Raw genomic sequence first — 26,149 nt, 5'->3', positions numbered from 1 at the left:
CGATGGCCCCCGTCCCCGACCTCCCCGACCTCGATCCGCTGGACGCCCTCACCGAGCACTACGCGAACTTCGAGCCCCGCCCAGCCGTCGAACTGGCGCTCCGCTGGCTGAACGACAACCGGCCTCCGGCCTCCGGCCGCCGGGCGGTCGTCCACGGCGACTTCCGCAACGGCAACCTGATGATCGACGAAGCGGGCGTGCGCGGCGTCCTCGACTGGGAACTGACCCACCTGGGCGACCCGGCCGAAGACCTGGGCTGGCTCTGCACCAAAGCCTGGCGCTTCAACTCCCCGCACCCGGCCGGCGGCTTCGGCTCGCGCGACGACCTTCTAGAGGGCTACGCCTCCGCCGGCGGCATCCCGCCCACCCTTGAGGAACTCCACTGGTGGGAGGTCTACGGCACCCTCCGCTGGACGATCCTGTGCCGCCACCAGGCCGAGCGCTACCTGAACGGCTCGGACCCGTCCATCGAGTACGCCGTACTAGGCCGCAAGGTCTGCGAACAAGAACACGACCTGCTTCTGGCCTTGGGCCTAACGGAACCCACGACCGTCCAAGACCCCTTGGAAACGGCCCAGCCGAGTGACGTGCCCCCACACGACCGTCCCAACGCGCAAGCCCTCATCGACGCGGTGGGCGCCTTCCTGCTCCAGGCAGACCAACCCGACGACCGCCTACGCTTCCACGCCCGAGTTGCCGTCGCGGCCCTGGCGATAGCCCGCCGAGAACTCCTCCTGGGCGAGACCCACAAGGCCGCCCACGAGAAGCGCCTGCGCAACCTGAACTGCGAGTCCGACAGAGACCTGGCCGAGGCGATCCGCGAAGGAACACTGGACACCCGCATGGACGAGGTGACTCAAGCGGTACGGGATTCGATCGTGGACAAACTCACAGTCGCCAACCCCCGCCACCTCTCCCTCCCCGCCGCCTGACCGGAAGGCGGGCGTGGGGCATTACTTGTCGGTGAGGTGGTACTTCATGCCCATGTGGGAGGGGCGGAAGCCGATCTTCTGGTAGAAGCGGATGGCGTCGGGGCGCTGGCGGTCGGTGGTGAGCTGGACGACGCGGCAGCCGCGGGCGCGGGCCTGGTCGATGGCCCAGGTGATCATGAGCTGGCCCACCCCGCGGCCGCGCTGCTCGGCGGCGATGCGGACGCCCTCGATCTGGGCGCGCTCGCCGCCGGTGTAGGTGAGGCCGGGGATGAAGGTGAGCTGGAGGGTGCCGGCGAGCTCGCCCCCGGACTCCGCGACGATCACGGCGTTGTTGGGGTCCTTCTCGATCGCGGCGAAGGCGGTGAAGTAGGCCTCCGGGATCTCCTCCCCCAGTGTTTCGCGGGTCGATCCGAGGGGATCGTCGGCGAGGAGCCGGACGATCTGCGGAAGATCGGCCACCGTTGCCTCGCGGAAGGTCACTTCTTGATCACGCTGCACACCTCACAGGTTATCCGGACGCTAAGTTGCAACGTTCACGTATGTCTTGTAGTACTACGGGTCGTAGTACTACGTTGAGTGGAGACCACCCCCGCCGAGGAGAACCGCACGGTGGTCTCGTCGCGGCGCAGGGAGAAGCCAATGCACGTCAACGAGAACAACGAGAACGAAGAGCACTGGACCGACCACGCCATCTGCCGCGGGGCCGACCCCGACCTCTTCTTCCCGATCGGCTACTCCGCGCCGGTGCTCCAGGCGCAGGAGGACGCCGCCAAGGCGATCTGCGCGAACTGCCCGGTGAAGGCCGAGTGCCTCGCGTGGGCGCTGAAGGTCGGTGAGCCCGACGGCATCTGGGGCGGGACGACCCCGGAGGAGCGCCGCTACCTCCGCCGGACGGCCGACGCCCCGGCCCGCAGGCCGCTGCCCGTCATCGTGGTGCGCGGCGACGCGTCCGAGTCGGAGCACGCCTCGGCCGCCTAGGGAACGCCCCTAGGGGAGGAGCGCCACCTTCCCCACGACGCGGCGGTTCAGCAGGTCGTCCAAGACCTCGGCCGCCGAGGCGAGCGGTGCCGTGCGGGGCGGCACCGGGCTGAGGTCGCCCTTGGCGACCATGGCGAGAAGTTCTTCCAGAAGGGCGCGCTGGTCGAGCGGATTGCCCATCGACCAGGCGCCCCAGTCGACGCCGACGACGGTGCGGTTGCGCAGCAGGACCTGGTTCAGCGGGAGGGACGGGATGTCCCCGGACGCGAACCCGATCACGACGTAGCGGCCCCGTTCGCGCAGTGCGCGCAGGGCGGGGTCGGCCAGCGCCCCGCCGACCGGGTCGTAGACGAGGTCGACGCCGCCGTCCGACCGGGCGCGGGCCGCCGACTTGACGTCCTCGGTGCTGGACACCGTTTCATCGGCGCCGGCGTTGCGAGCGGCTTCCCGCTTGGACGGCGTCGACGCCGCGGCCAGGACCCGGGCGCCCATGGCCTTCGCGATCTGGACGGCCGCCAGGCCCACGCCGCCACCGGCGCCCAGGACCAGCACCGTCTCACCCGGTTGCAGGTTCGCGCGGTCGCGGAGGGCGAACAGGGCCGTGCAGTAGCTCTGGGTGAAGGTCGCCGCGCGGGGGAAGTCCAGTTCGTCCGGGATCGGGACGGCGGAGGCGGCGGGGACCGCCACGTGCGTCGCGAAGCCGCCCAGTCCGCACATCGCCAGGACGCGCTCACCGGACGGCAGCGTCCCCGCGACCTCGCTGCCCGGGACGAAGGGGAGCGGCGGCTTGATCTGGTATCGGCCCTGGACGAACAGGGCGTCCACGTAGTTGACCCCGGCCGCCTCCACCGCGATGAGCACCTGACCGGGGCCGGCGGCGGGAGCCTCGGCGTCCGTGACGACGACCGAGCCGAGTTCCTCACAGATCGCTGCGCGCATCCGTCCACTATGCCGGAAAAGCCCGATGGCACCTTCCGGACGGTCCGCTCGTTGACGAGTCAAGGACCATCGGACCTACGGTGGAGGACATGAGCTATACCCCCGACCGGCAGCGGTCCGACGAACTGGCCAAGCACGGCGTCCGTGCCCTGTCGTCGCTGATCCTGATCGGTTCGATCACCGCGGTGATGTGGGTCCTGGAGGCGTTCGACTACACGACCGACGGGTGGCTCGACCGGTTCGGGATCCAGCCGCGCGACGTGGACGACCTGCCGGACATCTTCACCGCCCCGTTCATGCACGCCGGCTTCGGCCACCTCATGGCCAACACGCTGCCGTTCCTCATCCTCGGATTCATCGCGGCGGCGCGCGGCATCGCCAAGTTCCTGGTCGCCAGCCTGATCATCATCGTGGTCGGCGGGCTCGGAGTGTGGTTCCTCAGCTCGGCGAACACGCTCGGGTCCAGCATCCTGATCTTCGGGTTCTTCGGCTACCTGGTCGGGCGGGGGATCTTCGAGCGGCGGCTGCTCGACATCGGCATCGCGGTCGCCGTCGTCGCCGTCTACGGGACGATGATCTTCGGCGTCATCCCGGGCGATCCCGGCATCTCCTGGCAGGGGCACCTGTTCGGGCTGATCGGCGGCGTCCTCGCGTCCTGGTTCCTGCGCCGCAGCTGATCCGGAGCGCGCGTGCTCCCGGACGATGCGGGTACCCCCGGCGCATGGGGGAGACGATCGCAGGCATCACCATTCCTGACACACCGCTCGTCCGGGACGTCACGGAGTACATCCGCGACACCGAGGACGACCTGCTCTACGACCACTCACGGCGCGTGTTCCTCTTCGGCGCGCTCAAAGGCCGGGCACGGGGGCTGACGCCCAACCTGGAGCTCCTCTACACGGGAGCGATGTTCCACGACATCGGCTTGACCTCCGGCTACCGGGAGTCGCAGCTGCGCTTCGAGGTCGACGGCGCCCACGCCGCGCGGGACTTCCTGCTCGAGCGCGGCCACAGTGAAGCCGACGCACGCACCGTGTGGCTCGGCATCGCCCTGCACACCACGCCCGGCGTCCCGGAGCACCTCGATCCCGAGGTCGCCCTAGTCACCGCAGGCGTGGAGACAGACGTCCTGGGGCTCGGCTACCACGACCTGACCGAGGAGCAGCGGCGCGCCGTGACCGACGCCCATCCAAGGCCCGACTTCAAGAAGCGCATCCTGGGCGCGTTCACCGAAGGCAACGTCCACCGCCCGCAGACGACCTTCGGCAACATGAACGCCGACGTCCTCCAGCACTACATGGATGGTTTCCAGCGCGAAGACTTCGTCCAGATGGTCCTCGACAACCCGTGGCCGGAGTGAGGGCGCCGCCGTCCGGCTCGGCCGCGGCTAGTTCGGGCGGACGGTGACGTCGGAGACGACCGCGTCACGCGGGGTCTCCAGCGCCGCCACCAGGACGCGGGCCACGGTTCCGGGAGCGGCGAAGTCGTCCTCGGCGTAGGGGTGGCCCTCCTGGGCGCGGACCCTGCGCTGCATCTCCGTGGCCGTCCGGCCCGGGTAGACGGTCGTGACGCGCAGGGACGGCTCCTCGGCGCGCAGCGAGTCGGCCAGCGCGCGGAGGCCGAACTTGCTCGCCGCGTACGCCGACCATTCGGGGTTCGCGCGCAGGCCGGCCGTGGAGTTCACGAAGACGACGTGGCCTTCGGCGGCGCGCAGCGCGGGCAGCAGCAGGCGCGTCATCTCCGCCGCCGAGACCAGGTTGACCGACAGGTGCTCCATCCACTCGTCGGCCTCAAGCTCGGCGACCGGAGACAGGTGCACCATGCCCGCGGCGTGGACGACGCCGTCCAGCCGCTCGGGCAGTCCGGCCGCCGCGAGGGACGCCTCGATGCGGCGCGGCTCCGTCAGGTCGAGCGGGATCGTCGTGACGGACGCGTTCCGCGCCGGCGACGCCACCGCGCCCGGGTTGATGACCTGGGTGGCGGAGTGCGCGCCGGTCGCGAGCTCCTTCGCCAGCCGTTCGAGGCGTTCGGGGGAGCGGCCGGTGAGGACCAGGTCGTGCCCGCGCTCGCGCAGCAGTTCGGCGACCGCCGTCCCGATGCCGCCCGTCGCCCCCGTGATCAGATACGTGCCCATGGAGTCCCATTCTGGTCGATCCCTACCCGGGTGGACGCCCGGGGCGGTGCGTTGGTTCGCGCGCCGGACGCGCGTCAGTTGGGGCGCAGCACGCGCGTCACCCCGGCGATCAGCGCCGTGGCCAGCACCCAGCCCGTCGTGACGAGCCCGTAGGCGACCCAGCGCGACCAGTTCACCGCGTCGTAGGACAGCTGCTGCCCGAACGTGTCGAGCGGGATCAGCAGGTCGAGCGTGTAGATCAGCGCGTGGAAGGAGGGCAGCTCGTTGCCCGGCTTGACCGGACGGGGATGCTCGATCGAGAACACCGTCGTCCCGAGCGCCAGCAGCGCCGCGAACCACGCGAACGCGAGCCACGGCCGGTAGCCGAACCCGACCGTCCAGTCCAGGAGGTGGTTCCACGCCCTGCCGACCGGGTTCAGCCGGCGCCGGCGGGCGCGCAGCTTGGCGAGCTGCACCTTCCGCGCGACGTCGTCGGAGCCGATGCCGTGGTACCAGGCGGCGAGCTGCTCGTACGGCTGGAGGTGGAACTCCTTGTCCCGCGAGACCCAGTTGAGCCGGTCCTTGAACTCGGCGCCGCGCAGCGTCTGGTACGTCAGGCCGTTGAGGTACAGCTCGTCCGGCCAGACCGACGGGTGGTCCATGAGCAGGTCGATCCGGGAGTACGACAGCGACACCCGGCCCTTGATCTTCTCCTCCGGCCACAGGAGCAGCTCGTCGGCCTGGATGTGGCTGGCGTGCAGCGCCATCCGCGCCGGGTCGGTCGAGTCGAGGTGCGCCCTGGAGAACGACAGGATGCCGTTGAAGCGGGCGCTGCGCAGCCGGACGGTGCCGAGCGCGGTGAACCCGTTGCTCAGCTCGGCGGCGTCCTCCACCACCATGTTCTGCGCGTCCAGGGCGATCCGGCCGGGGTTGGCGAGGACGGTGCGCTCCATGAACAGGCCGCCGTTCATCCGCGCACCGACGAGCCGGACGCCGCCGGTGATCTCGGCGTCCCGGATGAACGCGCCGACGTCCACGACCAGCCCGCCGCTGAAGACCGCCCACTGGCCGGGATCGGACACCGTGATGTGCGTGCCGTTCATCCGGAGGCCGCCGCTGAGCTGCGCCCTCGGCAGCCGCACCGAGCCCTCGATCCGCGACCCGGACAGGCTGAGGTAGCCGTCCGCGCGGAGCCCGCCGCCGTCGAAGCCGGGCATCCGGCATCCGGACAGCCGCAGCTGCCTGGTCTCGGCGTTGGAGAAGTCAGGTTCCGAGACGAGCCGGCAGTTCTCCAGCCGCAGCTCGTACTCGACCGTGCCGCCGGTGACGTCCAGCCGGCCGGTGATGTACGCGCCCCGCAGCCGGACGGCCGCGACCGCGCCCGCGCGGGTCTCGCAGGCGCCGAGGAGCAGCTTGGTGATGGTCTCGGCGCGGACGATCCGGTCGGGGTCGGGCCCGGCGGGGAGGTCGTCGCCGAGGACGACGGTCGCGCCGGTGGGGAACGCGGCCCAGAGGCGCCGTTCCGCGTCGTTCAGTCCGGGGGGAAGGGGCACGGAACCTCTTTCTACACGGAGGACCTCTTCTTACGCGGCGATCCCCTCCGCGGTCGACATCGCGGAGGGGATCGTGGGGTGAACGCTTAGAAGAAGCCCCGGCGGCGGCCGGCGTCCTGGAGGAAGCCGTCGAGCTGCCGCTCCCAGTCGGTGTGGTCGACGGTCGCGTAGTCGACGGTGAACCGGCTGAACGCGTCGTGCCCCTCGGTGAACACGCCGCCGCGCTTGTCCAGCTCCAGCACGACCTCCATCGACTGCGGGTACGACACGAACGTCACTTCGAGCTGCTTGATGCCGCGCGCGTACTGGCCCGGCGGGTAGAACTCGATCTCCTGGTAGAACGGCAGCTCCTGGTGGACGCCCCAGATGCGCCCCTTCTCGCAGTCGGCGTTGCGGAACTGGAAGCCGAGGTTGGAGAAGGCGGCGAGGATCCGCTCCTGCGCGGGCAGCGGGTGGACGGCGATCGGGTCGAGGTCGCCCGGGTCGAGCGCGCCCGCGACCTCGAGCTCGGTCGCGATGCCGACCGTGGTGCCGTGCAGCGGGTGCCCGTACATGTGGGTGAGCGGCGCCTCCCACGGGACGGGGAACTGGAACGGGATGCTGTGCCGCGCGCCCTCCTGGAGGCTGAACCCGCCCGCGACGGGCATCTTCGCGTACTCCAGGTTGGAGTGGTACTCGTTGTCGCCGGACTCGACCTCGACCTTGGTGCGCAGGGCGAGGTTCACCGACTTGATGTCGGAGTTGTACTGGCCGCCGACGATGGTGACCTCGCCGGTGACGACGCCGCCCGGCGTCGTGTTCGGGTCGTGCAGGATCGTTTCGATCGACGGGCCGCCGATGCCCATCGCCTGCCGCAGCTTCTTGAAGACCAAGGTTCGGTCCCTCCCGTGTACGAGCACTCCCCGCGCTCTTCTCGTCCCATAGACGCTGCTACGGGAGATTACGTTCCGGGCAGCCTGCTGTGACCTGCGAACCAGCCGGTCACATGGCCGTGAGCGGCCGCCCGCGGGACTTGCGGGCGGCCGCGTTCCATGCCGTCGGGCCCGGTTCGGCGCCCGCCGGTTCAGTGCCCGCCGGTTCAGTGGCCGCCGCCGGCGAGGTTCAGGCCGATGACGCCGAGGATGATGAGCGCCAGCGCGACGATCTTGACGGCGGAGACCTGGTCGCCCATGACGAGCATGCCGAACGCGGCCGTCCCGACCGCGCCGATCCCGACCCAGACGGCGTAGGCCGTGCCGACGTCGAGGTTCTTCAGCGCCAGGCTGAGCAGCCCGAAGCTCGTCACGGCGGACACGAGGAAGCCGGCGGCGGGCAGCGGCTCGGTGAAGCCCTTGCTCGCCTTCAGGCACAGGGCCATCGCGACCTCGACGAGGCCGGCGACGATGACGAGGATCCAGGCCATGGCTGTACTCCCGGAGTGAGACGACGGTGGTCACGCGTCGTCTTCGCATTCCGGGTACGGCGCACCTCGTCCGGGAGGACCACGGGCCCTCATCTGCGCCAACGGCCCCGCCGCGCGCGGTGTTCCCGTCGCCTACGTGCGGCTGTGCGCGTAGGAGCGGCCGAGTGCGCGGTACTCCCAGCCCGCCTGGCGCCACTGCGCGGCGTCGAGGGCGTGCCGCCCGTCCACGATCCGCCGGTGCCGGACGACCTCGGCGAGCGCCGCCGGGTCGACCTCCCGGAAGTCCGACCATTCGGTCAGCAGGACGACGACGTCCGCGTCCCGGGCGACGTCGAGCGCGCTGTCGCCGTACCGCAGTTCGGGGAACGCGGCGCGGGCGTTGCCGAGCGCGGCCGGGTCGTAGACGCGGACGTCCCCGCCGAGGCCGTGCATCGTGCGCGCCACGTCCAGTGCGGGCGCGTCCCTGATGTCGTCGGAGTTGGGCTTGAACGCGGCGCCCCACGCCGCGATGCGCTTGCCGGTGAAGTCGCCGCCGAGCAGTTCCCGGACGAGGTCGACCGTGCGGGCGCGGCGGCGCCGGTTGATGTCGTCCACCTGGCGCAGGAACGACACGGCCTGGCCGACGCCGATCTCCTCGGCGCGGTGCGCGAACGCCCGGATGTCTTTGGGCAGGCAGCCGCCGCCGAAGCCGAGCCCCGGTTTCAGGAACTTGCCGCCGATGCGGTCGTCCAGCGCCAGTGAGTCGGCGAGGTCCTTGACGTCGGCGCCGACCGCCTCGCAGACCTCCGCCATCGCGTTGATGTAGGAGATCTTGGTGGCGAGGAAGGAGTTGGCGGCGACCTTGACCAGCTCGGCGGTGGCGAGGTCGGTGCGGACGACCGGGGTCCCGAGGTCGAGGACGGGCTTGAACGCCGCGCGCAGCCGCTCGTCCGCCCAGTCGGAGGTGACGCCGAACACCAGCCGGTCCGGGCGCAGGGTGTCGTCGACGGCGAAGCCCTCGCGCAGGAACTCGGGGTTCCACGCCAGCTCGACCTCTTCACCGGCGGGCGCCAGCTCCTGGACGAGCCCGGTGAGCCGCGCGGCCGTCCCGACCGGCACCGTGGACTTGCCGACGACGAGGGCGCGGCGGCGCAGGTGCGGGGCGAGGGAGCGGACGGCCTCGTCGACGTAGGTCAGGTCGGCGGCGTCCGAATCGGGCTGCTGCGGTGTCCCCACGCAGATGAAGTGGACGTCGCCGAACGCCCCGGCCTCCGCGAAGGAGGTGGTGAACCGGAGCCGGCCGGAGTCGAGCGCCTTGGTGAGCAGCTCCGGCAGTCCGGGCTCGAAGATGGGGACCTCGCCGGACGCCAGCCGGTCGATCTTGTGCCGGTCGACGTCCACGCCGAGGACCTCGAAGCCCAGCACGGCCATGCAGATGGCGTGCGTGGCGCCGAGGTACCCGGTCCCGATGACGGTCAGCCGCGGGGCCGGGGGCTCCTCCTGGATCATGCGCACCTCCTCGTCCTCATGATGTTCGCGCCCCCGGTCGATCTTCCCACCACGCTCCGGCGGCCCGCGGGAGGGGCTGCCGTCCGATTCGCGTACCCTGTCCTACCTTGTGAGTTGCGTCACGCGGGATGGCGGAGTGCGGTATCGGCGCGGTTCGGGTGGTTGCCACTGGTTACTAGCGGGTAGCATGATGTTGAGTTACTAGTCAGTACGAAAGCGGGGCCACCGGCCGCCGCCGGAGCAGACGGAGTCTCGAATGGGGCACTACAAGAGCAACCTCCGGGACCTGGAGTTCAACCTCTTCGAGGTGTTCAGGCGCCAGGACCTCCTCGGCAGCGGCCCGTACGCGGAACTGGACGAGGACACCGTGCGCAGCATCCTCGACGAGGTGAACCGGCTGGCCGAGGGGCCGCTCGCCGACTCCTTCGAGGACGCCGACCGCCACCCGCCGGTGTTCGACCCCGCCGCCGGCACCGTCGAGATGCCGGAGGGCTTCAAGAAGTCGTACAAGGCGTGGATGGACGCCGAGTGGTACCGGCTCGACCTCGTCCCCGAGTTCGGCGGCAGCGGCGCGCCCCGCTCCCTCACCTGGGCCGTCGCCGAGCAGGTACTGGGGGCCAACCCGGCCGTCTACATGTTCTCCTCCGGCCCCGGCTTCGCCCAGATCCTGTGGCACATCGGCACGCCCGAGCAGAAGAAGTTCGCCGAGCTGGCCCTGGAGCGGCAGTGGGGCGCCACGATGGTGCTGACCGAGCCGGACGCGGGCTCCGACGTCGGCGCCGGGCGCGCCAAGGCCGTCCAGCAGCCGGACGGCACCTGGCACATCGAGGGCGTCAAGCGGTTCATCACCTCGGCCGAGCACGACATGTCCGAGAACATCTTCCACTTGGTGCTGGCCCGCCCCGAGGGCGCCGGCCCCGGCACCAAGGGCCTGTCGATGTTCCTCGTCCCCAAGTACCTGGTGGACGTTGAGACCGGTGAGCTGGGCGACCGCAACGGCGCCTACGTCACCAACGTCGAGAAGAAGATGGGCCTCAAGGTCTCCACGACCTGCGAGCTGACCTTCGGCGAGAAGCACCCCGCGATCGGCTACCTGGTCGGCGACGTGCACGAGGGCATCAAGCAGATGTTCCTCGTCATCGAGTACGCCCGGATGATGGTCGGCACCAAGGCCATCGCGACCCTGTCGACCGGCTACCTGAACGCGCTGGAGTACGCCAAGGAGCGCGTGCAGGGTGCGGACATGACGCAGATGACGGACAAGACCGCTCCGCGCGTCACGATCACCCACCACCCGGACGTCCGGCGCAGCCTCATGACCCAGAAGGCGTACGCCGAGGGCATGCGCGCGCTCGTGCTGCTCACCGCGTCCTACCAGGACGCCGTGCAGATCGCCGAGCACGAGGGCCGCAAGGACGAGCAGGCCGAGAAGATCAACGACCTGCTGCTGCCGATCGTGAAGGGCTTCGGCTCGGAGCGCGCCTACGCGCTGCTCGGCGCCGAGTCGCTGCAGACCCTCGGCGGGTCCGGGTTCCTGCAGGACTACCCGATCGAGCAGTACATCCGCGACTCCAAGATCGACACCCTGTACGAGGGCACCACCGCCATCCAGGGCCAGGACCTGTTCTTCCGCAAGATCCTGCGGGACAACGGCGAGGCGCTGAAGGTCCTCGCCGGCGAGATCCAGGCGTTCGCCGAGTCGGAGGCGGGCAACGGCCGGCTGAAGAACGAGCGGGCGCTGCTCGGCCGCGCGCTGGAGGACGTTCAGGGCATCCTCAACCCGATGATCGGGTGGGCGCTCGGCTCGATGGAGAACCCGAAGGAGCTGTACCGGATCGGGCTCAACTCGTCCCGGCTGCTGCTCGGCCTCGGCGACCTCATCGTCGGCTGGCTGCTGCTCCGCCAGGCCGAGGTCGCCCTGACCGCCCTCGGCGGCGGCGACGTGTCCGACTCCGACAAGGCGTTCTACAACGGCAAGGTCGCGGCCGCGCAGTTCTTCTGCCAGACCGTGCTCCCGCGCCTGGCCTCCGACCGCGCCATCACCGAGGCCACCACCCTCGACGTAATGGACCTCCCCGAAGAGTCCTTCTGACCGGGTGTGCACAGGCAGGCCCCGCCGAACCTCCGGCGGGGCCCGCCTTCACCGGCTCCGTTCGTTGACCTGCGGCGTGTTGTTGTTATGAGCCGTCGGATAACAACAACACGCCGCAGATCAACGACGCGCGTTTCGGACGGGCTGGGGATCCGTTGGCCGCGCATTGGCATGAACCAGGAGGGAACGACGAAACGGCCCTCTGCCCCACCTTGGTTGTCTGCGGATAGACGGGCGATCGGGCCGTCGGGGTGGAATGTCGGAGCCCACGGGACGAGGAGGAGCCCGCCCGGCCGCGTCTGCCGCGGGTCCTGTCTATGCTCAGGCCCGTGGCACTGGAATGGGAACAGATCATCGTCGACTCCGCCGACCCCGTCGCTCTCGGGCGCTGGTGGGCCGAGGCTCTCGGCTGGGTCGTGGTCGACGAATCCGAGGAGATCATCGAGATCCGGCCTGAGCCGGACCAGATGCCGGGGCTGCTCTTCGTGCCTGTCCCCGAGGGCAAGACGTCGAAGAACCGGCTCCACCCCGACTTCCGCCCCGACGACCAGGAGGCCGAGGTCGCGCGGCTGCTCTCCCTCGGTGCCCGGCGCGCCGACACCGTGCGGGACGAGCACCACTGGGTGACCCTCCTCGACCCGGAGGGCAACGAGTTCTGCGTCCTGAGTGAGCGGAAGAGCTGAGCGGAAGCACTGCCGGAAGCGCTGAGCGGAGGCCGGGAAGTCCCGTGCTCGGCGCGGTGTGTGAGCATGTACCTCAGCACCTTCCTGGCCCTCACTTGCCAGGGTGTCCCCCGCGCGTGAGGCTGCCACCGCGACCCTCCTGATGCTGGGGGCGCCGAGGGGCCCTTCGTCGGGAGGATCTCGCCTTGCACCGCGCGGCGGCTTTCGTGTCAATTCTGTCCGTGTTGCCGTGTGGGACGTCGGGGCCCGGACAACACTGGAGCGTGCGCCCGCCAGAACACCCGAGGATGAACCTTGCAGGCACGGCCATCGGAAACGGCGACCCAACGAGTCGGCCGCCTCGTACGGCCTGGTCTCGGCGTGACTGAACGGCTCTCCGCTGTTCTCTTCGCGGACGTCTGCCCGTGCGACGAGGTCACCCGGTGCGCCGATCGGGTTGGTGGTCACGGGAGTGGGGCCGCGGGCGTCAGGTGGAGGTAGGTGGTCAGGAGCCAGCGGACGACGTGCCGGACACGCCCGCCCTGTTTCACCGGTCGCCGGGTGGCGGACTTCGCGGTCGTCCAGGTGCCGTCTGGACGCCGTGCGGACGGCCGAGGCCGCCGCACACACGGCTCGGGCCTGGCGCGGGGACGCGGGCGGGGCAGAGCGGCACGGAGCCGGCGGGCCAGGTCGGCGGCCGTCCTGGCTTCGACCAGCCGGTCTGGGAGGAGCGCCCATAGCGAACCGCTGAATTCGCCGTGCCAGATGCAGAGGCCGGGGAAGGCGCGGCGTAGGTCATCGAGGGCCCGGTCGATGTCGAGATCCAGCTCCAAACGACCGGCTGGACGTTCGGACGGCGGTGGCGCGGGCGCTAAGCGGGCTTGCGCCGGTCGGTCGTGCCACGCCTCGGGTGTGTGGGTCATCGGGTGCCTCCGGTCGCGTTACCAGGTGGCCGGGAACATGCGGTGTTTGAGGACGGCGTCCACCTGGTCGGCGGCCTGTTTGATGTCGCCGCAGGGTGATAGGTAGCCGCGTCTCCCGCGTCCGGCCTCGTAGTAGGCCCAGCCGCCGCCGGGCGCGGCCTGGACGGTCACCGCGACGCGGACGTGGTCGTCGAGCCCGAAGGCGAACACCCATAGCACTGGCGGACGGGTGTGGAACTCGTCGGCCCGGTAGAGCTTGACGAACCGGTAGTTCCTGGCCTGGACGGCGACGGCGAGCAGGTCGAGATTGCGGATGGCGGTGGAGCGTCCCAGCCGGGTCCGCCATCGCAGCAGGTGGCGGCCCGTCTGGACGTTCAGCGGGCGCAGCGAGCCCATGTGATCTTTCCTTCCTCGTTGAGCGGCCGGACGCCCCAGTCGTGGACGAGTTCGGCCATCAGCAGCAGCCCGCGCCCGCTCTCGGCGTCGTCGTCCTGGCTCTGGACGACGGGCAGGGCGGTGCTCTCGTCCCAGACCTCGATGACGGTGAGCGGCTCGCGGACGTCCGGGAAGATGCGCACGACGATGTGCCCGATGCCGACGTGCCTGTAGCTGTTGGTCACCAGCTCGGTAACCACGAGCCGGCCGACGAAGTCGTCGGCGTGCCCCAGGTCGCGGAACCGGTCGGTGAGGTAGCGGCGCGCTTTCGCGGGTGCCTCGTCGGATGGATCGAGGACGAGCGGCGCCGGTTCCTCGGGCGCGAGCAGTACTGCTGGCATCGGTGAACCCCTCCAGCCAGGACGGAGGCTGATCTCGAACCGGGCCAACCCGCCAAACCGGAAGTACCCGCCGCTATCACCCTGTGTTATCGAACGAACACTATGAAGCCAGGTCGCGCCATAAAATCTCAGGAGAGTCGTGCAGTAGGCACATTCGAGTAGCAGCCATTAGCGCGCTACTAGCAATGAGGGGGAGAGTGGCCATGTCGGCATCTGGTGGCGCCCGGCCGAAGATCGACCCCGAACTGGTCCGCTTCGGGACTGTGGTCAAGCGGTGCCGCGTGGCGGCGGGCCTGAAGCAGGGCCAACTGGCGGACCTGGTCCACGTCGCGCGGTCCTACATCAGCCACGTCGAGTGCGGGCGGACCCAGTGCCGCCGGGACTTCGCCGAACGCGTGGACAACGTGCTCAACGCCGGAGGCGAGATCGTCCAGGCATGGGACGACCTTCTGGAGAAGGTCAAGCAGGTCAGGTACCCGACCCACTTCGTGGCCTTCCCGAAGGCGGAGGCATCGGCCGACCAGTTGCGGGTGTATGAGAACTATCTGGTCTATGGGCTGTTTCAGACGGAGGCGTATGCTCGGGTCCTACTGGTCGAGGACGAAGCGGTAGCTACCCGGATGAAGCGCCAGGAGCTCTTGTCGAGAAGGCCTCGCCCCATGATCAGTGTGGTGATGGAGGAGAGCGTCCTGTACCGCCAGGTCGGCTCGGAGGAGGTCATGCGCGAGCAACTCGAGCACCTGATCGAACTGTCTCTACAGGAAGGCATCTTCCTGCAGATCGCCAGGACCCGCTACTACCGAGGTGTGCGAGCATCGTTCACTATCGCAACCCAGCCCGACCGCAGTGAGATCGCTTATGTCGTTAAAGCCACAGGAGGTGAAACGACCCGCGATCCGTCAGAGCTTGCGAAGATTAGTGAAGTAATGCAAACGCTGAACGCGCAGGCGCTCAACACAGAGGATTCGCGAGCGCTTATCCGAAAGGTGATTGAAGACAGATGGACCTGAGCAGGGCAACCTGGCGCAAGGCATCCCGCAGCCACGATGATGGGGACCAGTGCGTCGAAGTCACATCTGTTCTCGATGTAATAGCGGTCCGGGACAGCAAGGACCCCGACGGACCTAAGATTTTCGTCGATCGCAGGGACTTCCGGTACTTCGCCGGCATTCTCAAGAGCTTGTAGGTACGCTCCTGCTTTAGAGAGCCTAATAAGGGAAAGCTTGGTGGGACCCGGTGTGGCGCAAGGCTTCACGAAGCACGGCCGAGGGCGACAACTGCATCGAGGTCGCCGATGTGTCGAGCGTCGTGGCATTTCGTGACAGCAAAGACCCCAACGGTCCGATACTCGTGGTGAGTCGCCGTGACTTCGGTCGGCTCGCGCAGGCGCTCAAGGACCTCTGACGGACGTAGCGCGACGGATGGTCTAGCGAGGTCCGCCCCTGTCCATGACAGGTGATGCGTCTGGACGGGGAGCAGCTGACGCGCGACGGCCGTGCGTCAAAGCTCGTCACCCGCGAACATAGTGTCATCCCCTGAGCGGACATCTGCGGGGTACGTGCGGGAGTCGAAGCAACCGCCTCCGACCTGCGGGAGCCGGGCGCACGCGCCGCCAACACCTACTAGAGTTCTGGCGTGATTACGGGTGAGCTGAAGAGCAAGATCGACCGCCTCTGGAACGCCTTCTGGGCGGGTGGGATCGCCAACCCGCTTGAGGTCATCGAGCAGATCACCTACCTGATGTTCCTGCGCCGCCTGGAGGACGTCCAGACGGCCAAGGAACGCAGCGCGCGCCGCCAGGGCATCGAGATCAAGAGCCCCATCTACACCGATGAGACGGATGTCTTGCGGTGGGCTCGGCTCAGGGAACTCGATCCAGAGGCCATGTTCACCATGATGGGGGAAGGAGTCTTCCCGTGGCTGCGCCGCCTTGGTGGGGACGACTCCACATACGCCCACCACATGAAGGACGCCCGGTTCACCATCCCCACCCCCACCCTGCTGACGAAGGCCGTCGACCTCTTGGACGACATCCCCCTCGGCGCGGGCGACACCAAGGGCGATCTGTACGAGTACATGCTCAGCAAGATCGCCACCGCGGGTCAGAACGGCCAGTTCCGCACACCACGGCACATCATCCAGCTCATGGTCGAGATGATGAACCCCGGCCCGCAGGACGAGATCTGTGACCCGGCTTGCGGAACCGCCGGCTTCCTCGTGGCCGCCGCCGAATACGTCCAACGCGAGCACCGCGACGCCCTGTTGGACGCTGCCAATCAGCAGCACTTTCACTCCAGCATGTTCCACGGCTTCGACTTCGACAGCACCATGCTTCGGATCGCCAGCATGAACATGCTCATGCACGGCATTGAACAACCAGACATCCGCTATCGCGACTCGCTGGCGCAGAATGTCGCCGACAAGGCCGAGCAGTACTCGCTGATCCTGGCGAATCCACCCTTCGCCGGCAGCCTCGACTACGAGACCACCGCCAAGGACCTTCAGCAGATCGTCAAGACGAAGAAGACGGAACTTCTCTTCCTCGCTCTCTTCCTTCGCCTGCTCAAGCCTGGCGGTCGCGCCGCCGTCATCGTCCCCGAGGGTGTTCTCTTCGGCTCAACCAAGGCACACAAGGGCGTCCGCAAGCTCCTCGTGGAAAACCAAAAGCTAGAGGCCGTCGTCAAACTGCCCAGCGGGGTGTTCAAGCCCTACGCGGGTGTCTCCACCGCCATTCTCGTCTTCACCAAGACCAACAGCGGCGGAACAGACAGCGTCTGGTTCTATGATATGACAGCGGACGGCTTCAGCCTGGACGACAAGCGCACGCCGCTCCTCTCCGAGGCCCAACTCGGTCCAAGGTCCAGCACGCCTCTCAACGAAGCCGACCACGCCAAGAACAACCTCCCGGATGTCCTAGCCCGATGGAACCGTCGTGACGGCAGCGAGCAACAACGTGCCAGAACAGAACAGAGCTTCTGCGTCTCCAAGGAAGACATCGCTGCTGAGGACTATGATCTGAGCCTTAACCGCTATAGGGAGATCGTCCGCGAAGAGGCCGAATATCGCCCTCCCCTGGAGATAATCGAGGAACTCGAACACATCGAATCGGAAATCCAGCAGGATATGTCCGCACTGAAGGGCGTGCTGCAATGAGTGACTGGCCCTCTGTTCCTTTTGAGCGCGCGGTAATCAATGGATCATCCGGAAATGCAAAGATACAGCGTTCTAGCTATAAGACATCAGGGCTAATACCGATCATTGATCAAGGGGAAAGTGTAATAGCAGGTTTTACTGATGACCCCGAATTGGCGTACAAAGGTGATCTCCCTGTCATAATATTTGGCGATCATACTCGACGTTTCAAGTTTGTCGACTTCCCGTTTGCTGTAGGCGCGGAAGGGGTTAGAGTTCTTCGTAGTGCGCCAGATTTTGAGCCTCGCTTTCTATTCCGCTACCTATCTTCCTTGAACATTCCGAGTGCCGGGTATTCTCGCCACTTCAAGTTCCTGCGAGAGTCCACAATCGCAGCGCCTTCGTTCGCCGAGCAAAAGAGAATTGCAGACGTGCTAGATAGGGTGGATGAGTTGCGGGCAAAACGGCGGGTGGCCATCACCCTCCTCGACGATCTTGCTCAAGCAATCTTCTTTGACATGTTCGGCGACCCGAGGGTGAATCCAAAATCGTTTTCGACCAAGGCATTGTCTGAACTCGTAGACCGTGGTGATCGAATCAATTATGGCGTCGTTCAGCCGGGCGCGGACGATCCGTCGGGAATCCCTCTCGTTCGTGTTGGTGACCTGATTGACGATCGTGTCAACCACTCTTCTCTAAAGCGCATCGATCCTGAGATCGAGGCGAAGTATAAAAGATCGCGTCTTAGGGGTAATGAAATACTCGTGGGGTGTGTCGGCTCCATCGGCTCTATCGCAGTCGTGGGGCCCGATGAAGTTGGCTTCAATGTTGCCCGTGCCGTGGCACGCATCCCCATTACTTCGAATGTAGAGCGTCTTTTCGTTGCTCAGCACTTGAAGATGCCAGCGGTGCAAGATTATTTTGCGAGCCAACTTCGAACGGTCGCCCAACCGACTCTCAACATTAAGCAATTGTCGAAAACCGTTGTTATGGTCCCTCCAATCGAGCTTCAGGAGAATTTCTTCTACGCGATTTCGCGGCTGCATGGTTTGAGACGAAAGCATGTGGCTCAGTTGGCTAGCTTGGATGTCCTCTTTGGGTCACTTCAGAACAAGGCGTTTCGAGGAGAGTTGTGGGACGATTGAGGCATCTGTCCCGGCGGGGAAGGGTGTCTCTTGAGCAACTTCGGGTTCCTTAAAGGCGAGTGGCCTGATCTGTACGACGAAGCGGTCCGGGCGGAGCGGCTGGCGGAGGCCGATCCGCGCGCGTCCTGCTTCTATGCGAGACGCACCCTCGAACTCGCGGTCAACTGGCTGTACCGCGCCGATGGCAACCTGAGGCTTCCTTACCAGGGGCATCTAGCGGCGTTGATCGCCGAGCCGACCTTGGCGCGAGTGGTCGGTCCGCCGATCCGCACGAAGATGGACGTGATCCGGCGGCAGGGCAACAACGCTGTCCACCGGCCGGAACCAGTGCTGGCCGGGGTCGCCGTCCGGACGGTCGCGGAACTGTTCCACGTCCTCTACTGGATCGCCCGGCACTACACCCGCGATCAGGAATCGGGACCGGCCGCGGAGTTGGCGTTCGACCGGTCGCTCATCCCCACCCCCGAGCCGGCGGAGGTACGGCGGAGGAAGCAGGCCGAAATCCAGGCGATGGCCGAGCAGTACGCCCGGCAGCAGGAAGATCTGATCAAGGAACGGCGCAGGACGCAGGACCTGGACGAAGAGGTCGCCCGGCTGCGCGCCGAGATCAGGACGGCCAGGGCCGCGAAGGCCGACCAGCCCGACACGCACGACTACGACGAGGCCAAGACCCGCGACCTGATCATCGACCTTCTTCTCAAGGAGGCGGGCTGGCCGCTGGATAAGGCCGACGACCGCGAATTTCCGGTCGAAGGGCTGCCGTCCCCGTCCGGGAAGGGCAAGGTCGATTACGTCCTCTGGGACGACGACGGCAGGCCGCTCGGCCTGGTCGAGGCCAAGCGCACCACCAGGGACGCGGTGTCCGGCCAGCAGCAGGCCAAGCTCTACGCGGACGCCCTGGAGCAGCGGTTCGGGCAGCGTCCGGTCATCTTCTACACCAACGGCTACCAGACCTTCATCTGGGACGACGTCGCCTATCCGCCGCGCGAGGTCCAGGGCTTCTACACCAAGGACCAGTTGCGGACACTGATCCAGCGGCGTGCCGGCCGCCAGGCGTTGCAGGGCGTGGTGATCAACAAGGAGATCGCGGGCCGCCACTACCAGAGCCGCGCCATCCGCCGCATCGCCGAGGCGTTCGAGCGGGACCGGCAGCGCGAGGCGCTCCTCGTCATGGCGACGGGCGCGGGCAAGACCCGCACGATCATCGCGCTGATCGACCTGCTCCAGCGCGCCCGCTGGATCAAGCGCGTCCTGTTCCTCGCGGACCGGAAGGCGCTCGTCACGCAGGCCGCCAACGCCTTCAAAGCCCACCTGCCCGGCACACCGACCGTGAACCTGCTGGCCGACCGCAAGGAGGACGGCAGGGTCTACGTCTCCACGTACCCGACGATGATGGGGCTGATCAACGAGACGGACGGCGACCTGCGCCGATTCGGGCCCGGCTACTTCGATCTCGTCGTCATCGACGAGGCGCACCGGTCCGTCTACCAGAAGTACGGCGTGATCTTCGAGTACTTCGACGCGCTGCTCGTCGGGCTGACCGCGACGCCGAAGGACGAGATCGACCGCAACACCTACCGCCTGTTCCACCTGGAGGACGGCGTCCCGACCGACGTGTACGGGCTGGACGAGGCCGTGGCCGAGGGCTATCTCGTCCCGCCGTTCACGGTGAACGTCCCGCTGAAGTTCCCGCAGCAGGGCATCAGCTACGACGAACTGCCCGAAGAAGAGAAGGTGATGTGGGACCTCCTCGACTGGGACGAGGAGGACGGCGTCCCCGACCGGGTCACCGCCGACGAGGTCAACAAGTTCCTGTTCAACGACGACACCATTGACAAGATGCTCCAGACGCTCATGGAGCACGGCGGCAAGGTCGAGGGCGGGGACCGGCTGGGCAAGACCATCATCTTCGCCCGCAACAAGAAGCACGCGCAGTTCATCGTCGAACGCTTCGACAAGCTGTACCCCGAACACCGCGGTGACTTCGCGCGCGTCATCACGCACGACGACTCCTATGCGCAGGACCTCATCGACAAGTTTTCGTTGAAGGACTCGCCCCCGCACATCGCCGTCTCCGTCGACATGCTCGACACCGGGATCGACATTCCCGAGGTCGTCAACCTGGTGTTCGCCAAGCTCGTCCGGTCCAAGACGAAGTTCTGGCAGATGATCGGGCGCGGCACCCGCCTGTGCCCGGACCTGTTCGGGCCGAACATCGACAAGCAGAAGTTCCTGGTCTTCGACCTGTGCCGCAACGTCGAGTTCTTCAACCAGGACATCGCCACATCCGAGGGCCGCGTCCAGCCGTCCCTCAGCGAGCGCCTGTTCCGGGAACGGACCGACCTCCTCTACGGCCTGGACCGGCAGGACCTTCCCCCGGAGCCGTCCCCGGAATCGGACGGGACACAAACCGAAACCGGACTCCGCCGGGATCTCGCCGCCCGCCTCCAAGGGGAGGTCTCGGGCATGAACCCGCAGAACATTGAGGTCCGCCGCCGCCTGGCGGAGGTCGAGCGCTACCAGGACCCCGCGAGCTGGCAGCGGATCACCGCCGAGAAGCGCGAGGAGATCACCGAGAACCTGGCGGGCCTGCCCACCGAGTTCCGCGAGGACGAGAACAGTGAAGAGGCCAAACGGTTCGACCTTCTCGCCCTGCGCCTCCAACTCGCCGTCCTCAACGGCGACCCCGCGTACGACACGCTCCGAGACCAGGTCCAGGAGATCGCCGAAGCGCTCCTTGACCCGACCACGCTGAACAACCCCGTCGTGGCCAAGCACCGGGAACTGCTGTCCGACCTCACCCTTGACGAGTGGTGGCAGGACGTCTCCCTGCCGATGCTGGAACTGATGCGCCGCCGTATCCGCGGTCTCGCCAAACTCATCCAGAAGGCGAAGAAGGGCGTCCTCTACACCGACTTCCAGGACGAGCTGGGCGAGCTCACCGAGGCGGAACTCAGGGGCGTCTCCCTCGGCACCAACCGGACCCGGTTCGAGACGAAGGTCCGCACCTACCTGCGCAGCCACGAACACGAACTCGCCGTGCAGAAGCTACTGCGCAACCGCCAGCTCACCACCCTCGACATCCACCACTTCGAGGACGTCTTCATCGCCTCCGGATTCGGCACCCACGACGACATCGACCAGGTCAGGGAGGAGTACGGCGACCTCGGCCTGTTCCTGCGCTCGATCACCGGGCTGGAGTACGAGGCCGCGACCGCCGTCTTCGACCAGTTCCAGGCGGGGAAGAAATTCTCGGCCTCGCAGCTCGACTTCCTCCAGCTCCTCATCGGTTTCCTGGCCAAGAACGGCGTTGTGGACGTCGGCGCGCTCTACAGGCCGCCGTTCACCGGGCTGGCCCCGGGCGGCCCGGAAGACCTGTTCACCGAGAACGAGGTGACGTCCATCCAGCACGTCCTGGAACACGTCCGTGCCACCGCCGTCCCCACTGACTCCCAAGCCGGCTGACCGGTCGCAGCACGCCGGAACGGCCCGCCGCGGCTCAGACCGGCGTGTATGACGCGGGGTCTGCCGCCGTTCACTACGCCTGGCCGCATACCTCAGCTCTCTCTGGTGACATCGGGGTGCGTGTCAGCAAGGACCCGAGTGGCCCCGCATCATGATTCCGTCGAGCGTTTCCGTCGGCTGGCCGCCGACATCAAACGTGGGGTGCACGACCTGCCCTGACAACAGGTCGGCGAAGTTAGTCGCTCCCGACACGATCAGCGCCCGGACCTGGCGATTCGACTGAACTGCGGCTTGATGGAGGATCGAACATCGTGCGGCAGGTTTCCAGGCCCCCGACGGCGATGTCCGGCGGTGGATGAGCCGCCCATTGCGCGCGCGTGATGACGAACTCGTGCACGTGGACCAGTTGATCGTCGACGGCGATTCGCCGGATTCCGTTGGGGACGTATCCGAACTTGGTGGAGATCGCGCGGGACGGCCCATTGTTGGCGAAGGCGGTGGATGTGACGCGTTCGGCGCCCAAGGTGAAGGCGAGGTGGAGGGCAGCGGCGCGCATCTGGGTGCCGTAACCGCAGTTATGGTGATGCTGGCCGACCCAGAAGCCGGTGCGGGCTTCACAGGTAACGGCGAAGTCGCGGGCGGAGAGGTTCTGCTGTCCGATCACGTGCCCGTCGCGGTGGACGGCAGTGAGGTGGAGTCGCCAATTGTTGCCGCGCCAGTCGGCACGTGCCCACCAGTGGTTACGCAGGACGTTGTCGGCGACCTCGTCGGGGGTGCCGTTGGTCCAGGGCTGGGGGAAGAGGGGCGTGCCGGGAGGGTGGACGCCTTGTCCGGCGAGGTGGGCGAGGTCGTCTAGGAGTTGGTCGTCGGGGATGCGGAGGATCAGGTCGGGGGTGGTGATCCTCAGTTGGGTGAGGGGCCAGTGTCGCACGGTCGCCTCCACATGGGGATGCGGGTCAGGGGCCGTCGAGTCCGATGATGTTGCCGAAGGGGTCCACGATCTGAGCGATGCGGTGTCCGGTGCCGTCGTCGGGGGTGTAGGGGCCGCGGTGGCGGGTGCATCCGGCAGCCAGAAGGGTATTCAGGGCGGTGTCGAGGTCGGGGACGGCGAAGTAGGGGACCAGGCCACCGCCGCGCGGGTTGTTCTTCTCGTCCAGCATGTGGAAGCCCACCTCGAAGCCAGCGATGGTGAGCCAGGCGAAAACCGAGTCTCCCTTGACATCCAGGTCCACGGGGACGTCCAGGACGTTTGCCCACCAGCGTGCGGACTTCTCTGGATCCTCGGAGAAGATCATGATTCGGGTGCAGGCGGTGAACATCGCGCTCTCCTCGCTTGGGTGTCTCACCATCCTTTCTCAAGCGCTGGATGCGCCGAGGCTGTATTAGGAGTGTTCAGTCGGCGAGACCGTGCAGGGAGTGCAGGCCGGTGGCGCGCGCCCAAAGGGTCAGGGCGCGTGTCAGGCCGGCATCGCTCCACTGGGCACCGTGGTCGCGGGTGTGCTGCAGGTAGGCACGGCGGATCTGCCGGGGAGTGAGGGGTGCCGACACTTCGGCGGCGACGTAGGCCAGAGTGATCACGTCGGGCAGGCCGGTCCAGTCCAGGCGCATGGTCTCGCCGTCGATGATCATCATTGTGCCGGAGGTGTCGCGGCGGGCATGGCGGGGTGCCAGGTCGAACCCGCCGAGCGGGACATGGCCGGGGCCGTGGGCGTCGGCCGTCAACTCGAGGACCGCTCGCCATGCTGCGGCGTCGGCAATCCACTCAGGAGCCGGGCCGGTCAGCACTGTCCGAAGGGTGTACGGCTGCATCAGGTCGGTGACCTCGGCTGGCCAGGTGGCGGGAGCGGTATGGGCGCGGGCGACCAACTCCAGCAACTCGTCGAACACGGCTGGGACCGATAGGTCGGCCTGCTGCGGCAGGTAGCCGGTCACCAGCGTCCGGGAGTCGTCGCAGAGGTCAAGCAAATCAGGCAGGACGGCTCGTTCGGACAGCAGGTGGTAGGCGACCACTTCGGCGTTGTAGGCGTCGAGGTCGGCATGACGCTTGAGGATCTGGGCGGGCGGGTCGCCGATCGCGAACACCGCCGTGCGGTAGTGGGCGTTGAGGCACAGCAAGGGTCCGGCGAGAGCCGGGTGGTGGGCGGCCAGGAGAACGCGTGCCTGGCGGGTGGCATCGGCGGGGTCGGTGGCCAGTGGGGCGGACAGCCATCCGGCGGGCCGCAGGGCGCACGCGCCGCTCAACGGCCCGCCGGACAGTCCTGCAGAGTGGACGGTCATGCCGGACGGGGCGTGCTGGTGACGCCGAGTTCGGCGAGGCTGCGGGTGTAGCAGGCCGCAGCCAGGTCGGGCCGCTGGTGTTCGCCGTAGGCGCCCAGGAACGCGTATACCGGCGAGTCCAGAGGGTCACCGACGTGCCAGCCTTGGGAGGAGCCGCCCATGATGTCCCAGATCTGGGCGCGGCCTTCCAGTAGAGCGATCATGTCCTGGTGGAACAGTTCCAGGCCGAACGGGACGCGGGCCATGTCCTGCTCGCGGCTGGTCGGCTCGTCCTGCCGAACAAAGGTGGGGCCGGTGATGTCCCACATCCACACCTGTGCCTGGCCGGGGCGGCCGGGCGGGTCCAGCAGTCGCAGCGCCAGGCGCTGGCTGCCCAGCGGCTCTCCGGCCAGGTAGTCGCCCATTCCCACCGCCAAGGTCCCGGTGCGGGTGGTGAGCAGGGCGCGGGCCAGGCGCGGCAACTCGGCGGTCAGCAGCCGGTCGGCCTGGTCCCAGGTGTCCGGGTCCAGGGCGGCGGTGGTGGCGACCGGCGAGACCTGCTGCGGACCGTCGTCCAGGAACGCGGCCAGCTTGTCGGTTAGGGCGGCCTCGGCTTCCAGGTCGGGGGTGATCCACGAGGCGGTGGAGTGGGTTACCGTCCCGTCGGCGGCCAGGGTCAGCACGTCGCCGGGCCGGGGGCCGTGCACGGTGAACACGTGCTGCAGGGCGTTGGCGTGCTCGGCCAGGGCTCGGTGGTCGCCGTACAGGAACGGGCCGTGCGGCGCGAGCGGCGCGGTGAACCCGTTTCCGCACAGAGCCACGTGCGGGACGCCGGTCAGCGGAGCCAGGTAGACCTCCAGCAGGCTGTGCAGGACGTGCAGCCCTGTGGCCCGCTGGTGCGGGCCGTCCAGACCGGGCAGCAGGTTGGTGTCGGTGCTGGGCGCCCCGTAGGGCACCGACTGTGAGTTGTTCGACACGATCGCCATGTCTGGCACGGGTACGGTGCCGTGCTCCAGGTGCGTCAGGTAGGTGTCCGACAGGTCGGCGTCCACGCCGATGAACACGCCGCCGCCGGCACCGGCCAGCCGGACCAGGGGCTGAACGACGCGGCTCTCCCAGAACATGGTGGTGGCACCGGCCGGGTAGAACGTGATCTCCAGGTCGCCGATCAGCAGCGGCTCGGTGAAATCACGGCGATGCACGGTGAAGCCCAGTGCCTCGATCGCCTCGGTCACGGCCGCCGGGACGGTCATGCCGGTGTAGAGGGGGATATCGCGGTCCAGGCGGGCCAGCGAAGGCAGGTGGAAATGGTCCAGGTGCTCGTGCGAGAGGATCAGCGCGGTCGTCGCCGGCATCGCGGTGGTGTCGACGTCACGGGGCGGCCAGACCTCGAACGGCACGTCGGCCGGCCCGAACGCCCGGCACACGACCGGGTCGAGCAGAACGGAGTGACGTCCGTCGCTGATGTGCCAGGTCTGGTGACCGACGAACGTCAGGTGCATCGCCTTGGTACTCACAGACGGTTCCTTCCGGGCAAGGAGAGGGGCCGGACGGGCCGCCCGAGGCGAGCCCGCCCGGCAGGAGTTGCTCAGTAGTGGTAGGTCGTCGGGGCCTTGGCGGTCGTCCCGCTCCCCTTGGGCAGGCGCTTCTGGAGCGCCGCGACGTTGGCCGCGGTCAAGACCTTGGCCACGGGCGTGCTCTTGGGCTTGCTCATGGTGCTGCTCCCTCTGATTCGGGGGTGGCTGTCACGCCCACCATCGCCCGCCGAGCGGCCGGCGACGAGCCCGTTTGCAGAGGCCGCGAACGGTTTACAAATCATGCAAACAGGCGAAGCTGTTTGACGCCAGAGAGTTAAAATCGGCTTTTCCGCGTGCTCGGAGCCATCCGATGAATGCTGGTCAGATCGTGCGGGCAGCCCGCCAGGCCCGGCAGATGCGGCTGGTCGACCTGGGGGAAATGTGCGGATACTCCGCAGCCCAGATCAGCCGTCTGGAACGCGGGCAGACCCCGCTCACTGACATCACACTGCTGCGCACCCTCGCCGAGATTCTGGACATTCCTCCCGCCCGGCTCGGCCTCGCCTCCGACCGGTCGGCCTCCCCTGCGACGCCACGGCATTCGGTCCGCCCCAAAGGGATGCCCCAGACGGCTCATGCTCGTAGTGTGAGAGAAGGTGAAGTCGATGAAGGCGGAGAGGATGATCCGGTGCGGCGACGCGAATTCTTGGGAGTCGCGGGTGTCGTCCTGCCCGCGGCCGTCTTCAGCCGGATCGATGATGCGCTGGCGTTGATGC

At 67.6% G+C, this 26,149-nt stretch carries 27 protein-coding genes and 1 riboswitch; of the genes, 13 read left to right on the top strand and 14 right to left on the bottom strand.

Translation table 11 applies throughout. The features are described from left to right. A partial coding sequence (locus E1284_RS21645) for a phosphotransferase family protein (protein WP_131941732.1) occupies positions 1-932 on the top strand: 932 nt, incomplete at its 5' end. 21 nt (positions 933-953) lie between these two features. On the opposite strand, the gene E1284_RS21640 is transcribed toward E1284_RS21645, so the two are convergent. Next, entirely contained in the window at positions 954-1,430 is a 477-nt protein-coding gene (locus E1284_RS21640; RefSeq protein ID WP_424923497.1) for a GNAT family N-acetyltransferase, read from the bottom strand. Positions 1,431-1,508: 78 nt separating this feature from the next. On the opposite strand from E1284_RS21640, the gene E1284_RS21635 reads away from it, so the two are divergent. Continuing rightward, positions 1,509-1,910, top strand: coding sequence for a WhiB family transcriptional regulator (locus E1284_RS21635; protein WP_424923496.1), 402 nt, complete (start codon positions 1,509-1,511; stop codon positions 1,908-1,910). 9 nt (positions 1,911-1,919) lie between these two features. Here the strand turns inward: E1284_RS21635 and E1284_RS21630 are convergent, their stop codons facing one another. Continuing rightward, a complete protein-coding gene (locus E1284_RS21630; RefSeq protein ID WP_131941730.1) occupies positions 1,920-2,849 on the bottom strand; it encodes an NADPH:quinone oxidoreductase family protein in 930 nt (309 codons plus the stop codon). A gap of 89 nt (positions 2,850-2,938) precedes the next feature. Between E1284_RS21630 and E1284_RS21625 the strand changes: the two genes are divergently transcribed. Both E1284_RS21625 and E1284_RS21620 read left to right on the top strand, forming a co-directional pair. Then, complete coding sequence (locus E1284_RS21625) at positions 2,939-3,526, top strand: rhomboid family intramembrane serine protease (protein ID WP_131941728.1); 588 nt, start codon at positions 2,939-2,941, stop codon at positions 3,524-3,526. 44 nt (positions 3,527-3,570) lie between these two features. Then, entirely contained in the window at positions 3,571-4,209 is a 639-nt protein-coding gene (locus E1284_RS21620) for an HD domain-containing protein (protein WP_131941726.1), read from the top strand. A 27-nt stretch (positions 4,210-4,236) separates the two neighbouring features. Here the strand turns inward: E1284_RS21620 and E1284_RS21615 are convergent, their stop codons facing one another. The 5 genes from E1284_RS21615 to E1284_RS21595 all read right to left on the bottom strand — a co-directional run bounded on the left by E1284_RS21615 (position 4,237) and on the right by E1284_RS21595 (position 9,405). Beyond that, positions 4,237-4,983, bottom strand: a complete 747-nt coding sequence (locus tag E1284_RS21615) for an SDR family oxidoreductase (RefSeq protein ID WP_131941724.1) — start codon at positions 4,981-4,983, stop codon at positions 4,237-4,239. Positions 4,984-5,057: 74 nt separating this feature from the next. Continuing rightward, entirely contained in the window at positions 5,058-6,515 is a 1,458-nt protein-coding gene (locus tag E1284_RS21610) for a hypothetical protein (protein WP_131941722.1), read from the bottom strand. A gap of 86 nt (positions 6,516-6,601) precedes the next feature. Next, positions 6,602-7,387 carry a sporulation protein gene (locus E1284_RS21605; RefSeq protein ID WP_131941720.1) on the bottom strand — a complete coding sequence of 262 codons (786 nt, stop codon included), beginning with the start codon at positions 7,385-7,387 and terminating at the stop codon, positions 6,602-6,604. A gap of 206 nt (positions 7,388-7,593) precedes the next feature. Then, entirely contained in the window at positions 7,594-7,917 is a 324-nt protein-coding gene (locus E1284_RS21600; protein WP_131941718.1) for a DMT family transporter, read from the bottom strand. Positions 7,918-7,948: 31 nt separating this feature from the next. Next, a riboswitch (guanidine-III (ykkC-III) riboswitch) is annotated at positions 7,949-8,011 on the bottom strand. A 38-nt stretch (positions 8,012-8,049) separates the two neighbouring features. Continuing rightward, entirely contained in the window at positions 8,050-9,405 is a 1,356-nt protein-coding gene (locus E1284_RS21595; protein WP_131941716.1) for a UDP-glucose dehydrogenase family protein, read from the bottom strand. Positions 9,406-9,661: 256 nt separating this feature from the next. Here E1284_RS21595 and E1284_RS21590 point away from each other — a divergent pair, with 256 nt between their 5' ends. Both E1284_RS21590 and E1284_RS21580 read left to right on the top strand, forming a co-directional pair. After that, a complete protein-coding gene (locus tag E1284_RS21590; protein WP_131941714.1) occupies positions 9,662-11,497 on the top strand; it encodes an acyl-CoA dehydrogenase in 1,836 nt (611 codons plus the stop codon). A 329-nt stretch (positions 11,498-11,826) separates the two neighbouring features. Further along, complete coding sequence (locus E1284_RS21580) at positions 11,827-12,180, top strand: VOC family protein (RefSeq protein ID WP_207923876.1); 354 nt, start codon at positions 11,827-11,829, stop codon at positions 12,178-12,180. A 920-nt stretch (positions 12,181-13,100) separates the two neighbouring features. Here the strand turns inward: E1284_RS21580 and E1284_RS21575 are convergent. Both E1284_RS21575 and E1284_RS21570 read right to left on the bottom strand, forming a co-directional pair. After that, a complete protein-coding gene (locus E1284_RS21575) occupies positions 13,101-13,478 on the bottom strand; it encodes a hypothetical protein (RefSeq protein WP_131941710.1) in 378 nt (125 codons plus the stop codon). Beyond that, positions 13,457-13,858 (bottom strand): ATP-binding protein, encoded by a 402-nt coding sequence (locus E1284_RS21570; RefSeq protein WP_131941708.1) that lies wholly within the window; start codon positions 13,856-13,858, stop codon positions 13,457-13,459. Before E1284_RS21570 ends, E1284_RS21575 begins: the two co-directional genes overlap by 22 nt. 203 nt (positions 13,859-14,061) lie before the next feature. Between E1284_RS21570 and E1284_RS21565 the strand changes: the two genes are divergently transcribed. The 6 genes from E1284_RS21565 (at position 14,062) to E1284_RS21540 (ending at position 21,600) form a co-directional block, all read left to right on the top strand. Next, positions 14,062-14,868 carry a helix-turn-helix domain-containing protein gene (locus E1284_RS21565; protein ID WP_243714650.1) on the top strand — a complete coding sequence of 269 codons (807 nt, stop codon included), beginning with the start codon at positions 14,062-14,064 and terminating at the stop codon, positions 14,866-14,868. Then, complete coding sequence (locus E1284_RS21560) at positions 14,859-15,044, top strand: DUF397 domain-containing protein (protein WP_131941704.1); 186 nt, start codon at positions 14,859-14,861, stop codon at positions 15,042-15,044. Before E1284_RS21565 ends, E1284_RS21560 begins: the two co-directional genes overlap by 10 nt. Positions 15,045-15,094: 50 nt before the next feature. Further along, positions 15,095-15,262, top strand: a complete 168-nt coding sequence (locus E1284_RS21555; protein ID WP_131941702.1) for a DUF397 domain-containing protein — start codon at positions 15,095-15,097, stop codon at positions 15,260-15,262. Positions 15,263-15,493: 231 nt separating this feature from the next. Next, entirely contained in the window at positions 15,494-17,011 is a 1,518-nt protein-coding gene (locus tag E1284_RS21550; protein WP_131941700.1) for a type I restriction-modification system subunit M, read from the top strand. Next, positions 17,008-18,135: a restriction endonuclease subunit S gene (locus tag E1284_RS21545; RefSeq protein ID WP_131941698.1), complete on the top strand. Its 1,128-nt coding sequence runs from the start codon at positions 17,008-17,010 to the stop codon at positions 18,133-18,135. Before E1284_RS21550 ends, E1284_RS21545 begins: the two co-directional genes overlap by 4 nt. 30 nt (positions 18,136-18,165) lie before the next feature. Beyond that, positions 18,166-21,600, top strand: coding sequence for a DEAD/DEAH box helicase family protein (locus E1284_RS21540; protein ID WP_131941696.1), 3,435 nt, complete (start codon positions 18,166-18,168; stop codon positions 21,598-21,600). 235 nt (positions 21,601-21,835) lie between these two features. Here the strand turns inward: E1284_RS21540 and E1284_RS21535 are convergent, their stop codons facing one another. From E1284_RS21535 to E1284_RS43705, 5 genes are all read right to left on the bottom strand, one after another. Beyond that, positions 21,836-22,543 carry a GNAT family N-acetyltransferase gene (locus E1284_RS21535; protein WP_165965360.1) on the bottom strand — a complete coding sequence of 236 codons (708 nt, stop codon included), beginning with the start codon at positions 22,541-22,543 and terminating at the stop codon, positions 21,836-21,838. Between the two features lie 13 nt (positions 22,544-22,556). Beyond that, the gene (locus tag E1284_RS21530; protein ID WP_131941692.1) at positions 22,557-22,919 is read right to left on the bottom strand and encodes a VOC family protein; all 363 of its coding nucleotides are present in this window, start codon (positions 22,917-22,919) and stop codon (positions 22,557-22,559) included. Positions 22,920-22,992: 73 nt separating this feature from the next. Continuing rightward, positions 22,993-23,682, bottom strand: coding sequence for a hypothetical protein (locus tag E1284_RS21525; RefSeq protein ID WP_131941690.1), 690 nt, complete (start codon positions 23,680-23,682; stop codon positions 22,993-22,995). Positions 23,683-23,873: 191 nt separating this feature from the next. Then, the gene (locus tag E1284_RS21520) at positions 23,874-25,373 is read right to left on the bottom strand and encodes an MBL fold metallo-hydrolase (protein ID WP_131941688.1); all 1,500 of its coding nucleotides are present in this window, start codon (positions 25,371-25,373) and stop codon (positions 23,874-23,876) included. A gap of 71 nt (positions 25,374-25,444) precedes the next feature. Then, entirely contained in the window at positions 25,445-25,570 is a 126-nt protein-coding gene (locus E1284_RS43705) for a hypothetical protein (RefSeq protein WP_279433060.1), read from the bottom strand. A 173-nt stretch (positions 25,571-25,743) separates the two neighbouring features. Between E1284_RS43705 and E1284_RS21515 the strand changes: the two genes are divergently transcribed. Next, the coding region (locus tag E1284_RS21515; protein WP_131941686.1) for a helix-turn-helix domain-containing protein at positions 25,744-26,149 on the top strand (406 nt) is incomplete at its 3' end.

The organism is Actinomadura bangladeshensis (assembly GCF_004348335.1).
In the GTDB taxonomy this organism is placed as follows: Bacteria; Actinomycetota; Actinomycetes; order Streptosporangiales; family Streptosporangiaceae; genus Spirillospora; species Spirillospora bangladeshensis.
Note: the sequence above shows the minus strand (reverse complement) of the source record. Positions and strands in the feature narration are given on the sequence as shown.